The organism is Caldovatus sediminis, from assembly GCF_014644455.1.
GTDB classification, from domain to species: Bacteria; Pseudomonadota; Alphaproteobacteria; order Acetobacterales; family Acetobacteraceae; genus Caldovatus; species Caldovatus sediminis.
The window spans coordinates 57,485-70,556 of the sequence record NZ_BMKS01000016.1 but is presented as its reverse complement, the minus strand read 5'-3'; the positions used below and the strand labels follow the sequence as shown (position 1 = coordinate 70,556).

The 13,072-nt window shown below is 74.2% G+C and carries 11 protein-coding genes; 1 reads left to right on the top strand and 10 read right to left on the bottom strand.

The genetic code is table 11. The annotated features are described in order from the left end of the window. Positions 1–32: 32 nt before the first annotated feature. The 5 genes from IEX99_RS19055 to recF all read right to left on the bottom strand — a co-directional run bounded on the left by IEX99_RS19055 (position 33) and on the right by recF (position 6,431). Complete coding sequence (locus tag IEX99_RS19055) at positions 33–482, bottom strand: hotdog fold thioesterase (RefSeq protein ID WP_188903235.1); 450 nt, start codon at positions 480–482, stop codon at positions 33–35. Further along, entirely contained in the window at positions 479–2,173 is a 1,695-nt protein-coding gene (locus tag IEX99_RS19050; protein ID WP_188903233.1) for a thiamine pyrophosphate-binding protein, read from the bottom strand. The genes IEX99_RS19055 and IEX99_RS19050 overlap by 4 nt, the downstream gene beginning before the upstream one ends. A 26-nt stretch (positions 2,174–2,199) precedes the next feature. Then, positions 2,200–2,655 (bottom strand): MaoC family dehydratase, encoded by a 456-nt coding sequence (locus IEX99_RS19045; protein ID WP_188903231.1) that lies wholly within the window; start codon positions 2,653–2,655, stop codon positions 2,200–2,202. A gap of 115 nt (positions 2,656–2,770) precedes the next feature. Then, positions 2,771–5,227, bottom strand: coding sequence for a DNA topoisomerase (ATP-hydrolyzing) subunit B (gene gyrB / locus IEX99_RS19040; RefSeq protein WP_188903229.1), 2,457 nt, complete (start codon positions 5,225–5,227; stop codon positions 2,771–2,773). A gap of 55 nt (positions 5,228–5,282) precedes the next feature. After that, positions 5,283–6,431, bottom strand: a complete 1,149-nt coding sequence (gene recF / locus IEX99_RS19035; protein WP_188903278.1) for a DNA replication/repair protein RecF — start codon at positions 6,429–6,431, stop codon at positions 5,283–5,285. Positions 6,432–6,629: 198 nt separating this feature from the next. Between recF and IEX99_RS19030 the strand changes: the two genes are divergently transcribed. Beyond that, the gene (locus tag IEX99_RS19030) at positions 6,630–7,631 is read left to right on the top strand and encodes a Bug family tripartite tricarboxylate transporter substrate binding protein (RefSeq protein ID WP_188903227.1); all 1,002 of its coding nucleotides are present in this window, start codon (positions 6,630–6,632) and stop codon (positions 7,629–7,631) included. Positions 7,632–7,649: 18 nt separating this feature from the next. On the opposite strand, the gene dnaN is transcribed toward IEX99_RS19030, so the two are convergent. The 5 genes from dnaN to mutM all read right to left on the bottom strand — a co-directional run bounded on the left by dnaN (position 7,650) and on the right by mutM (position 13,042). Then, positions 7,650–8,780, bottom strand: a complete 1,131-nt coding sequence (gene dnaN, locus IEX99_RS19025; protein ID WP_188903225.1) for a DNA polymerase III subunit beta — start codon at positions 8,778–8,780, stop codon at positions 7,650–7,652. A gap of 216 nt (positions 8,781–8,996) precedes the next feature. Beyond that, the gene (gene dnaA, locus IEX99_RS19020) at positions 8,997–10,544 is read right to left on the bottom strand and encodes a chromosomal replication initiator protein DnaA (RefSeq protein WP_188903223.1); all 1,548 of its coding nucleotides are present in this window, start codon (positions 10,542–10,544) and stop codon (positions 8,997–8,999) included. Positions 10,545–10,868: 324 nt separating this feature from the next. Further along, positions 10,869–11,162 (bottom strand): 30S ribosomal protein S20, encoded by a 294-nt coding sequence (rpsT, locus tag IEX99_RS19015; RefSeq protein ID WP_188903221.1) that lies wholly within the window; start codon positions 11,160–11,162, stop codon positions 10,869–10,871. 142 nt (positions 11,163–11,304) lie between these two features. Next, positions 11,305–12,084: an enoyl-CoA hydratase gene (locus tag IEX99_RS19010; RefSeq protein ID WP_188903219.1), complete on the bottom strand. Its 780-nt coding sequence runs from the start codon at positions 12,082–12,084 to the stop codon at positions 11,305–11,307. A 58-nt stretch (positions 12,085–12,142) separates the two neighbouring features. Next, positions 12,143–13,042, bottom strand: a complete 900-nt coding sequence (mutM, locus tag IEX99_RS19005) for a bifunctional DNA-formamidopyrimidine glycosylase/DNA-(apurinic or apyrimidinic site) lyase (protein WP_188903217.1) — start codon at positions 13,040–13,042, stop codon at positions 12,143–12,145. Positions 13,043–13,072 lie beyond the last annotated feature (30 nt).

The following is a 13,072-nucleotide window of genomic DNA, read 5'->3' as shown; positions in this document are numbered from 1 at the left end:
CCGCGCAGCCTAGCATCGGGGCGGCCGGCCCGTCAGCCTTCGGCCCCGGCGGCGGGCAGGATGGCGCGGCCGGTCGTCCGGCACAGGCCGCGCAGCAGCAGCACCAGCCGGCCGTCCGGCCCGCTCACGCGCACGTCATAGGTGCCGCCGCGGCGGGTGCGCGCGACCTCCACGGCCTCGGCGACGAGGCGCTCGCCCGCGCGCGCCGGGCTCAGGAAGGTGACGTGCGCGGTCTGCGTCAGCACGTACTCGTTGCGCGCCATCGCGGCGAAGGCGCAGGCCGTGTCGGCGAGGCCGAACAGGTAGGCGCCGTGGCAGACGCCCTGGGAGTGGACCATCTCCGGCCGCACCACGCAGGCGAGGCGCACATGCCCGGGCCGGGCCCACTCGACGGTGATGCCGAGGCCGCGCGCCGAGGCCGGGTCGCGCGCCATCACGTCGGCGAGGATGCGCTCCGCGAGGGAGGCGGCGTCGTCGGTCACGCCGGCGGCGCCCAGGCCTCGGGCGCGCGCGCCTCGATGTCGGTGGCGACGTCCACGACGACGGTCTCGTCGGAGGCGATGGCCTCGCGCAGCGCGGGGGCGATCTCCCCCGGCCGCTCGACGCGGATGCCGCGCAGGCCGAAGCTGCGCGCGACCGCGGTGAAGTCGGTGGGGCCGAAGCGCAGCAGCGTCTCCGCCGCGCCGGGGCGGTTGCCGGCGAGGCGGCGCAGGTTGGGCCAGCCCTGGCCGAAGCCGGAGTTGTTGTTGACCACGACCGTCACCGCGATGCCGCGGCGGCGGGCGGTCTCCAGCTCGGCGAGGTGGTAGTAGAAGGCGCCGTCGCCGCTCCAGCACACCACCTTGCGCCCCGGCGCCGCGCATTTGGCGCCGAGCGCGGCCGGGAAGGACCAGCCGAGCGAGCCGGCGGCGCGCAGGTAGGTCTGGCCGGCGCCGTTCAGCTCCACCAGCGTGCCGGTCCAGATGCCGGAATAGCCGGTGTCGGCGACGAGGATGCCGTCCTCGGGCAGCGCCGCCGTGATCTCGGCGCAGAGGCGCGCCGGGTCTATCGGCGCGGCGTCGCTCGCGAGGCGCGGCGCGATCGTCTCGCGCCAGGCGGCGATCTGCGCCTGCGCGTCCTCGAGATAGGCGCGGTCGCGCGCCGCGGGGCGGCCGATCTCCTCGGCGAGGGCGCGCAGCACGGCGCGGGGATCGCCGATCAGGGCGTGCTCGGTGGCGTAGCTGCGCTCGAACTCCAGCGGGTCGGCGTCTATCTGGATCGCGCGCGTGCCGGGGCGGGGCACGCGCCAGTAGTTGGTCAGCATGTCGCCGGTGTCGGCGCCGACGAACAGGACGAGATCGGCGCCGTCGAGGATGCGGTTGGCCGGGGGGGCGGAGTAGCTGCCGACGACGCCGATGCAGAGCGGATGGCGCGTCGGCACCAGGCCGCGCGCGCCGAGCGAGGTGGCGAGCGGCGCCGCCAGCGCCTCCGCCAGCGCCAGCAGCTCCGCGCCGCAGCCGGAGAGGGCGGCGCCGTCGCCGGCGACGATGGCGACGCGCGGCGTCGCGCGCAGCGCCGCGGCGGCGGCGCGGACCGCGGCGGGGTCCGGCCCGGCGCGATAGGCGGGCGCGCGCAGGGCGGAGAGGTCGAGCGGCTTCGCGGCGGCGACGGTGCCGGTCTCGATCACCTCCGCCTGCAGGCCGAACAGGTCGAGGTGCACGGGGCGCGGCGGCACGGCGACCGAGGCCGCCCAGGCCTGGCGCAGCACCCGCGGCAGGTCGGCCGCCTCCGCGACGTCGGCCCCGAAGGCGGTGACCGGCGCGAAGAGCGGCCCGTGCGCCACCTCCTGATAGGCGTTGCGGTGCTGGTGCGCCGGCACCTTCCGGCCGGTCATCGCCAGGATAGGCGTGCGGGCGAGGTAGGCGTCCTGCAGCCCGGCCGCGAGGTTGGCCGCGCCGACCGACTGCGCCGCGACGATGCCCGGGCGGCGGCAGACGCGCGCGTAGCCGTCCGCCATGTAGGCGGCGGCCTTCTCGGTGTGCGCCAGCACCGTGTTCACGCCGAGGTCGTTGAGCGCGAGCAGCGTCCGCCGCAGCACCGCGTCCACGAAGAACACGTGCGTCTGGCCCGAGGCCGCGATGCTGCGCGCCAGGAACTCCGCGCCGGTCATGGTGGCGCCGGTCTGCCCGTCCATCCCCGTGCTCCCCGCCCTCGCCGCCGTCAGTCGTACGCCTGCGACAGCGTCTCCGCGACCAGCACCGGCCGGTCGCTGCCCTCGATCTCCATGACGTTCTCGAAGGTCAGGCGCTGGCCGCCCTCGATCGGCTCGCACGCCTTCAGCGTCAGGTGCAGGCGGACGCGCGAGCCGGCGGGGACCGGCGCGGTGAAGCGGACCTTGTTCGAGCCGTAGTTGATCCCGCGCGAGCGGTTCCTGATCCGGTAGATCGTCGGCGTGAGGCGCGGCAGCAGCGAGAGCGTCAGGTAGCCGTGCGCGATGGTCTTGCCGCCCGGCATCTCGCGCTTCGCCCGCTCCACGTCCACGTGGATCCACTGGTGGTCGCCGGTGGCCTCGGCGAAGAGGTCGATCGTCCTCTGGTCCACCGTGAACCAGTCGCTGACGCCGAGCTTCTTGCCGACATAGGCCGCCATGTCGGCGGGCCTCTCCACTTCCAGCATGCGCGCGCGCTCCTTTCCCTCGTCCTCGCGCGGCGGCGGGAGGCGCCGCCGGGCCGCGGCCGGAGTTTGAAACGGCGGGCGAGCGCCGTCGAGAGGCGACGGCGCGCCGCGCCCGTCAGACGTCCAGGTTCGCGACCTTGAGGGCGTTGCGCACGATGAAGTCGCGCCGCGGGTCCACCACGTCGCCCATCAGGGTGGAGAAGACCTGCTCGGCGTCCTCCACGTCCTCGATCCGCACCTTGAGCAGGACGCGCGCCTCCGGGTCGAGGGTGGTCTTCCAGAGCTGCTCCGGGTTCATCTCGCCCAGGCCCTTGAAGCGGGAGATGGTGACGCCCCTGCGGCCCTGCTGGAGGATGCGCTCGAAGGCGGCGAGCGGGCCGTGCACCGCGTGCTCGGCGCCGTCCAGGACCAGCGCGGCCGAGCCGGCGCCGGCGCCGAACTCGCGCGCCAGGCGCTCGCGCCGCTCGTCGAGCCAGCGGGCCTCGGCGCTCTTCAGCGCGGTGGCGTCGAGGGCGTGGCGCTCGGTGACGCCGCGCACGGTGCGCCAGAGCTTGAGCCCGTCGGCGTCCGCCAGCGCGTGCCAGTGGCGCTCGCTCTCCGGGGCGAGCGCGTTCAGCCGCTCGACCAGCGCCGCGGCGGCGGCGGTCGCGCGGGCCGGGTCGAGGGTGAGCGCGCCGGCCACCGCCGCCTGCTCGACCAGCGCCGCCGGCACCACCGCGGCGAGGCGGCGGATGCGCGCCGCCGCCTGGCGCAGCGCCTCCACCGCGGCGCGCAGCTCCTCGCCGGCGAGTTCCGCGCCGTCGGCGAGGCGCAGCCGCGCGCCGGCGAGCGCCTTCTCCAGCAGGTAGTCCTCCAGCGCCCGGTCGTCCTTCAGGTAGCGCTCCTCGTTGCCGCGCTTCGCCCGGTAGAGCGGCGGCTGGGCGATGTAGAGGTGGCCGCGCTCGATGATCTGCGGCATCTGGCGGAAGAAGAAGGTCAGCAGCAGGGTGCGGATGTGGCTGCCGTCCACGTCCGCGTCGGTCATGATGATGATGCGGTGGTAGCGCAGCTTGTTGATGTCGAAGCCGCCCTTCTCCGCCTCGTCGCGCCCGATGCCGGTGCCGAGCGCGGTGATCAGCGTGCCGATCTCGGCCGAGGACAGCATCTTGTCGAAGCGCGCGCGCTCGACGTTGAGGATCTTGCCCTTGAGCGGCAGGATCGCCTGGAAGGCGCGGTTGCGCCCCTGCTTGGCGCTGCCGCCCGCGCTGTCGCCCTCGACGATGAAGAGCTCGCTCTTCGCCGGGTCGCGCTCCTGGCAGTCGGCGAGCTTGCCGGGCAGGGTGGAGACGTCGAGCACGCCCTTGCGGCGGGTGAGCTCGCGCGCCTTGCGCGCCGCCTCGCGCGCCGCGGCGGCGTCGAGGATCTTGCCGACGACGTCCTTCGCCTCCTTCGGGTGCGTCTCGAACCAGTGGGCGAGCGCGTCGGCGACGGCGGCCTGCACCGCCGGCTGGACCTCGGAGGAGACCAGCTTGTCCTTGGTCTGGCTGCTGAACTTCGGGTCCGGGACCTTGACCGAGAGCACCGCGGTCAGCCCCTCGCGCATGTCCTCGCCGGTGAGCGCGACCTTGTCCCTCTTGGCGATCCCTTCCGCGTACCGCGCCACCACCCGCGTCAGCGCCTGGCGGAAGCCCGCGAGGTGCGTGCCGCCGTCGCGCTGCGGGATGTTGTTGGTGAAGCACAGCATCGTCTCGTGGTAGCTGTCGTTCCAGCGCATCGCCAGCTCGACGCGGATGCCCTCCTGCTCCTTCGAGACGACGGAGATCGGCTGCGGGAAGAGCGGGGTCTTGCCCTTGTCCAGCCACTCGACGAAGGCGACGAGGCCGCCGTCGTAGTGGAACTCGACCTCCTGCGGCGGCGCGTGGCGCTCGTCGCGGAGCGTGATGCGGAGGCCGGAGTTGAGGAAGGCGAGCTCGCGCAGCCTCCGCTCGAGCACCGCGAAGTCGAACTCGGTGCGCGAGAAGGTGAGGGGGGAGGGCTTGAAGGTGACCTCGGTCCCGGTCGGACGGTCGGAGGGGCCGACCACGGTGAGCGGCTGCACCGTCTCGCCGTGCGCGAAGCGGATCAGGTGCTCGTGCCCCTGGCGCCAGATGCGCACCTCCATCCACTCGGAGAGCGCGTTGACCACCGCGGCGCCGACGCCGTGCAGGCCGCCCGAGACCTTGTAGCTGTTCTGGTTGAACTTGCCCCCCGCGTGCAGGCGCGTCAGCACCACCTCGGCGGCGGAGACGCCCTCCTCCGGGTGGATGTCCACCGGGATGCCGCGCCCGTCGTCGCGCACCGTGACGGAGCCGTCGCCGTTCAGCACCACCTCGCAGCGCGTGGCGAAGCCGGCCTGCGCCTCGTCCACGGCGTTGTCGATGATCTCGAAGGCCATGTGGTGCAGGCCCGAGCCGTCATCGGTGTCGCCGATGTACATGCCGGGGCGCTTGCGCACGGCCTCGAGGCCGCGCAGCACGGTGATGGAGGCGCTGGTGTAGTCGTCTCCGGCGGCATCGGCCGGGGGCGGGACCTGGGCGCGCGCGGCTTCGCTCATGCCGGCGGCGGACTCCTCTGCAGATCGGGCGGATTGGCCTGAATAATATAGGGATTCACGCGCATTCCGGCATCGGAAAATCCGCGTCCGGAAGGAGATTCCCGGGCTGCGCCCGAAAGCCCTCGGCACGGCCGCGGAGGGGGGCGAAGAGGGCGGAATCGGTGCCCGTGAGGAAGGCCTGGGCGGGCAGCGCGGCGAGGGCGGCGAACAGCGCCTCGCGCCGCGGCGCGTCGAGATGCGCGGCGACCTCGTCGAGCAGCAGCAGGGGGGCGAAGCCGCGCGCCTCGGCGATCAGCGCGGCATGGGCGAGCACCACCGAAACGAGCAGCGCCTTCTGCTCCCCGGTCGAGCAGAGCTCCGCGGGCAGGTTCTTGGGCAGGTGGATGAGCATCATGTCGGCGCGGTGGGCGCCGACCGCCGCGCCGCCCGCTGCCGCGTCGCGCCCCCGGCCGGCGGCGAGGTCGGCGCGCAGCCGCTCCTCCACCGCGAGGGCGGGCTCGCGGCCGAGGGCGCCGCAGAGGGGGCAGACCAGGTCGAGCCGCGCGGCGGGGAAGGCGCCGGTGACGCCCTCGGCCAGCACGGCGTTGAGCCGGGCCGCGAGGCCGCGCCGCGCCGCCGCGACGGCGACGCCGTGGCGCGCCATGGCGTCCTCCAGCGCGCCGAGCCAGGAGGCGTCGCGGCGCCCCTCCGAGAGCAGCCGGTTGCGCTGGGCCATCGCGTTCTCGTAGGCGGCGACCTCGCGGGCATGGCTCGGCTCCAGGGCCCAGACGAGGCGGTCGAGGAAGCGGCGGCGGCCGGAGGCGCTCTCCTGGAACAGCCGGTCCATCTGCGGCGTCAGCCAGACCGCCGCGACGCGCTCGGCGAGGTCGCCCGCCGAGCGGACGGGGGCATTGTCGAGCCGCCAGGCGCGGCGGTCGGAGCCGCCGCAGCCTTCGGGAGAGGGGGGTGCGGTGCCGGTGCCGACGTCGAAATGGCCGTGCGCGTTCTCGAAGCGGCCGGCGGCGGCCCAGGGGAGCGGGTCCTGCCCGGGCCGGCGGCGGCCGAGCTCGGCCATGCGCGCGCCGCGCAGGCCGCGGCCGGGGCCGAGCAGCGAGATCGCCTCGAGCAGGTTCGTCTTGCCGGCGCCGTTCTCGCCGGTGACGACGACGATGCGGGCGCGGAAGGAGGCCTCCAGGTCGGGGTAGCTGCGGAAGTCGCGCAGCATCAGCCGGGTCAGGCGCAGGCCGGGCGGGGTATCGGGCAACACCCCCGGTGCTTAGCAGCCGGTGCCGGACGCGGGAATGCGGGCCGGTCGCGCGACGATCGTGGCGGGAAGCGGGCCGGCCGCCGCCGGGCCTGGGCGGGCCCGCCCGGCGCAGGCAAGATGCGCGCGGTTCCTGGACGATGGAGGACGAGGGCGCCCATGACGCCATCCCGCACGCCGCTCCCGACCGGACTGCCGCGGCGCCGCTGCCTCGCGCTGCTCGGCGCGCTTCCGGTCGCCGCGACCGCGGGCGCGACGCAGGAGGTGGCGTGGCCGACGCGGCCGGTGCGCATCCTGGTCCCGTTCCCCGCCGGCAGCGGCACCGACACGCTCGCCCGGTTCTATTCCGAGCGCCTGGCGCGCAGCCTCGGCCAGTCCGTGCCGGTCGAGAACATGGGCGGCGCGAACGGCGTGATCGCGACGCGCGCCGCCGCCCGCGCGGCGCCGGACGGCTACACCGTGTTCTTCGGCACGGTCTCGACCCACGCGGCGAACCCGAACCTGCTCCGGGCGCCGGGCTTCGACCCGATCCGCGACTTCGCCCCGGTCTCGATGCTGACGATCAACGCCCTGGCGCTGCTGGTGCGGGCGGACTTCCCGGCGCGCGACCTGCAGGAGTTCATCGCCCACGCGCGGGCCCGTCCGGGACGGCTCAACTTCGGCATCGGCAACGCCGGCGGCCTCGCCGGGACGCACCTCCTGACCTCGGCCACGGGCATCCGGGCCGAGCAGGTCACCTACCGCGGCACGCCGGCGGCGATGACCGACCTGCTCGGCGGGCGGATCCAGTTCATGGTGGTGGACCTCGGTCCCGCGGTGCCGCATCTGCGCGCCGGCACGATCCGCGCGCTCGCCGTCACCACGGCGCGGCGGATCGAGCTGCTGCCCGACGTGCCGACCATGCAGGAGGGCGGCATCCCGGGCTTCGACTTCGCCTCGTGGAACGCGGTCTGGGTGCCGGCGGGCACGCCGGCGCCGATCATCGCGCGGCTCAACCGCGAGATCGTCGCCATCGGCGAGAGCGAGGAGGCGAAGCGCTTCGCCGCCGGCATGGGCATCACCTCGACGACCAGCACGCCCGAGGCGCTCGGCGCCTTCACCGAGCGGGAACTGGCGCGCTGGGCGCGGATCGTGGAGGAGGCGGGGATCCCGCGGGAGTGAGCGGCCGGCCCCGGCCCCTCACACCCGCATCGGCATCAGCACGTAGAGCGCGTCGGCCTTCGCCACGTCCTGCACCAGGGTCGGGGCGGAGCCGTCGGCGAAGCGGAACTCGACCTCGCCCTCGATCAGGCCGGTGATGTCGGTGAGGTAGCGCGCCTGGAAGCCGATCTCGAGCGGGCCGTGCTCGTAGCGCACCACCTCGCCGTCGAGCTCCTCCTGCGCCTGGCCCTGCTCGGGCGAGACGGCGGAGAGCAGCAGGTGGTTGCGATCGAGCGAGAGCTTCACCGGCCGCGAGCGCTCGGTGCTGATCGCCGCGACGCGGTTCACCGCGTCCTCGAACGCCTTCTTGTCCACGCGCAGCACCTTGTCGTTGCCGCGCGGGATCACGCGCTCGTACTCGGGGAAGGTGCCGTCGATCAGCTTCGAGGTCAGGGCGACGGTGGCGAAGCGGAACTGGATCTTGGTGTCGGAGAGGCGGATCTCGATCTCGTCCTGCGCCTCCTCGGCGAGCTTGCGGATCTCGTTCACGGTCTTTCGCGGCACGATCACGCCCGGCATGCCCTTGGCGCCGTCCGGCAGCGGCTCCTCGACGCGGGCGAGGCGGTGGCCGTCGGTGGCGACGGCGCGCAGCACCGGCGTGTCGTCCGACCGGCCCTCGTGCAGGTAGATGCCGTTGAGGTAGTAGCGCGTCTCCTCCGTGCTGATGGCGAAGCGGGTGCGGTCGATCAGCGCGCGCAGCGTGCCGGCCTTGAGGGCGAAGGCGGTCGGCAGCTTGCCCTCGGTCATGGAGGGGAAGTCCTCCACCGGCAGGACCATCAGCGAGGTGGCGAAGCGGCCGGCGCGCAGCGCCAGCGGCGAATCGCCGCCCGGGTGCTGCAGCTCGACCTTCGCGGCCTCCGGCAGCTTGCGCACGATCTCGTAGAGCGTCGCCGCCGGGGCGGTGGTGCGGCCGGGCTGGGCGACGGCGGCGCCGGCGACCTCCTCGACGATGGCGATCTCCATGTCGGTCGCGGTCAGGCGCAGCGTGCCGTCCTTGGTCGCCTCGAGCAGGACGTTGGCCAGGATGGGGATGGTGTTGCGGCGCTCGACCACGCTCTGCACGTGCGCGAGCGCCTTGAGCAGCACCGCCCGGTCCACCGTGAACTTCATGGCACCCGATTCTTCCCGACGCCGCCGGAGCCGGGATTCCGCCCCGACTCCCCCTGCTTCCCCATCCCGGCCGCGCCGGGTCCCGGCCCGCCGCAAGGACGCGCCGGCCCCCGCCGGCGCGGCGGGGCGCGCACTCTAGCAGCGGCCGTCGAGGGCGAGAAGCCGTCCGGTAGGGCGGAAGGGCGCCGCGGGGGCGGCCGGCGCGCCGGCCGCGGTTCAGGTCTCCAGCATCCGCCGCAGCAGCTCGACGTCCTCGGCGAAGGCGGCGTCCTGCTGCATCAGCTCGGCGACGCGGCTCACCGCGTGCATCACCGTGGTGTGGTCGCGGTTGCCGAAGCGCCGGCCGATCTCGGGCAGGCTCCGCGAGGTGAGCTGCTTGGCGAGGTACATCGCCACCTGGCGCGGGCGGGCGACGTTGCGCGCGCGCCGGGCGCTGCTCATGTCGGTCAGCCGGATGTTGTAGTGCTCGGCGACGCGCTTCTGGATCTCCTCGATCGTCACCCGCCGGTCGTGCGCGCGCAGGATGTCGTGCAGCACCTCCTGCGCGCCCTCCAGCGTGATCGGGCGGCCGAACAGGTTGGCGTGCGCGATCAGCCGGTTCAGCGCGCCCTCCAGCTCGCGCACGTTCGAGGTGATCTTGTGGGCGAGGAACTCCATCACCTTGGGCGGCACCGGCACGCCCGCCGCCGCGGCCTTGGCCTGCAGGATCGAGAGGCGCAGCTCGTAGGTGGTGGCGTGGATGTCGGCCACCATGCCGCAGCCGAGCCGGGTGCGCAGCCGGTCCTCGAGGCCGGAGAGGTCGGAGGGCGACTTGTCGGCGCTGACGACGATCTGCTTGCCGGCGTCCACCAGCGCGTTGAAGGTGTGGAAGAACTCCTCCTGCGTGTTGTCCTTGCCGATCAGGAACTGCAGGTCGTCGATCATCAGCACGTCCACGGCGCGGAGCGATTCCTTGAACTCCATCGTGGACTGGCTGCGCAGCGCGGCGATGAAGCGGTACATGAACTTCTCGGCGCTCATGTACGCCACGGTCTTCGTCGGGTGCGTCTCGCGGATCGCCCAGGCGACGGCGTGCATCAGGTGGGTCTTGCCGAGGCCGACGCCGCCGTAGAGGAAGAGCGGGTTGAAGCCCGGGCTCGCCGGCCGCTCGGCGACGCGGCGGGCGCAGGCGTAGGCGAACTCGTTCGGCTTGCCGACGACGAAGCTGTCGAAGGTGAAGCGCGCATCGAGCGGCGCCGCCCATTCCGTGGTGCGGGGATCGGCCGCCGAGGCCGAGGGCGGGCGCGCGGCGGCGGTCCGCACGGTCGCCAGCGGTTCGGCGAGGCCATCGGCGTCCGCGCGTCCGCCGTCCGTCTGGCCGGCGCTGTCATGGCCGGCGGGCGTGCGGGCGAGAGAGGCCGCCGTCCCGGCGCCGTCCGCGCTGGCGGCGGGGGGCGCGGCGGCGGCGCGCGCGACGCGCACCTCGACGCGGCGTACGCCGGGATACTCCTGCTGCCAGAGCGCGCGCAGCCGGTCTCCGTAATGGCCGCGCACCCAGTCGCGCAGGAAGCGGGTCGGCAACTGCACGATGGCCTCGTCGCCCTCGACGCCGGCGAGCGTCATCTGGCGCAGCCAGGTGCGGTACTCGACCTCGCCGACCTCGTCGCGCAGGCGTCCCCGGACGCGCGCCCATGCTTCCGCCAACTGCCGCTCGGCGGAGACCGTCGCGGATGCGGACGCCGCCGCGCCTCTGCCGGATGGGGTCATGCCGGAATGCTTCTCCATGCGGCGTCAGGCCACCCCTGTCAGACGCGTCTCCGTCCCTCGCCGCGGACCGCCCGGATCCGGCGATCGCGCCTGCCCGGCACGCCAACGCGAGGCGAACGGCCCGGATGCGCGCTGAGCGGTGGCGGACGATATCGTGGCGGGGAAGGGCCGCCAACGGCAAACTGCGCGCGGCATGCATCGGCGCGAAGGGAGGCGGACCGGCGCACGCGCCCGCCCTGCGGAAACCGCGTCACGCGGTCTTCCGCACCCTGCCCTCGATGGTACCGCGGCCGCAGGCGCCGCGGCGGGACACCTCGCCGCGGCGTCAGGCGCCGCGCGGGATCAGGCCGGCGCGCCCGCTCCGCCAGCGCCCTGCCCGATCGCCTTGATGCGCGCCGCCAGGCGCGACAGCTTGCGCGCCACCGTATTGCGGTGGAGCACGCCCTTGCTCACCGCGCGATGCAGCTCCGGCTGGGCGGCGCGGAACGCCTCCTGCGCCGCCGTGTGGTCGCCGCCGGAGATCGCCTGCTCCACCTTGCGGAGGAAGGTGCGCACGCGGGAGCGGCGCGCCTTGTTGCGGGCGGTGCGCTTCTCCGTCTGCCGGATGCGCTTGCGCGCGGAAGCCGTGTTCGCCATGACTGATCGGGTTTCGGACCGGACGTCGTTCGAGGGGGGCGCCGCGCGGGACCGGAAGCGGCCCGCCACGGCGAAGGCCGGGGTTCTAGTCGCCGCCCCCGGCCCAGTCAAGGCGTGGCCGGCGCCGTGCGCCGGCGCACGCTCAGGCGTTGCGGAAGTTCGGCTTGCGCTTCTCGACGAAGGCCGCCATCCCCTCCTTCTGGTCCTCGGTCGCGAACAGGGAGAGGAACAGCCGCCGCTCGAAGCGCACGCCCTCGCGCAGCGTCGTCTCGTGGGCGACGTTCACGGCCTCCTTCGCCATCGCGACGGAGGGGGCGGAGAGCGAGGCGATCCGCTCGCCGAGCTTCACCGCCTCGTCCAGGAGCTGCCCGGTCGGCACCACGCGGGCGACGAGGTTCGACCGCTCCGCCTCGGCGGCGTCCATCATCCGGCCGGTGAGGATCATCTCCATCGCCTTGGACTTGCCGACCGCCCGCGTCAGCCGCTGGGTGCCGCCGGCGCCCGGGATGACGCCGAGATTGATCTCGGGCTGGCCGAACTTCGCGTTCTCCGCCGCCAGGATGATGTCGCACATCATCGCCAGCTCGCAGCCGCCGCCGAGGGCGAAGCCGGCGACCGCGGCGATCACGGGCTTGCGCACCCTGAGCACCGTCTCCCACTTCTCGCCGATCCAGTCGTCGCGATAGACGGCGGGATAGGTGCGGTCGCGCATCTCCTTGATGTCGGCGCCGGCGGCGAAGGCCTTCTCGCTGCCGGTCAGCACGATCGCGCCGACCGCGTCGTCGGCGTCGAAGGCGAGCAGCGCCTGCCCGAGCTCGTCCATCAGCCGGTCGCAGAGCGCGTTCAGGGCCTGCGGGCGGTTCAGGCGGATCACGCCGACCCTGCCCTGGGTCTCGACCAGGATCATGCCGTACTCGGCCATGGCGCGTCGGTCCTCCGGTTGAGGGGGTGCGCCCGTCTAGCGCAGGACCGGCGGCGCCTCAACGCTGGGTCAGGGGGCAGTAGAAGGTAGAACGGCCGGCCTGCACGATGCGGCGGATGCCGCCCCGGCACCGCGGCGGGCCGGGGCAGCGCTCGCAGCGCTGGCCCTCGCGGCCGTAGACCGCGAAGCGCTCCTGGAAGGCGCCGATCTCGCCGTCCGCGCGGACGTAGTCGCGCAGGGACGAGCCGCCGGCGCGGATGCTCTCCTCGAGCACCGCCTTGATCGCCGACACCAGGCGCGCGGCGCGCTCGCCCGGGATGGTGTGCGCCGCGCGGCGCGGCGAGATGCCGGCGCGGAACAGCGCCTCGCAGGCGTAGATGTTGCCGAGGCCCGCGACCACCCGCTGGTCGAGCAGCGCCGCCTTGATCGAGGTCCGCCGGCCGGCGAGGGCGGCGGACAGCACCTCGGGCGTGAAGGAATCGTCCAGCGGCTCCGGCCCGAGGCCGCGCAGCAGCCGGTGCCGGTCCTCCTCCGCGGTCGGCACCAGGTCCACGCAGCCGAAGCGGCGCGGGTCCACGAAGCCGATGCGCATGCCGTCCTCGGTCTCGATCACCAGGTGCTCGTGCGCGTCCGGCGGGGCGGTCCCGCCGCGCGCGTCCGAGGCGGCCCCCTGCGGGCCGAACCGCGGCGCCGGAGGGGCCCCGGCCCGCCGCGCCACCATGCGCCCGGACATGCCGAGATGGATCAGCACGCTCTCGCCACCCTCGAGCCGCATCAGGATGTACTTGCCGCGGCGGCGGAAGCCGAGCACGCGCCGGCCCTCCAGCCGTTCCTTGAGCCCGGGCGGGAAGGGAAAGCGCATGCCCTCCCGCCGCACCTCCGCCCGCACGATGCGCCGGCCGGCCAGCACCGCGGAGAGTCCGCGCATCACCGTCTCGACCTCGGGCAGTTCCGGCATGAGGCTTCCCCTTCCGCCCCGCGGCGCTAT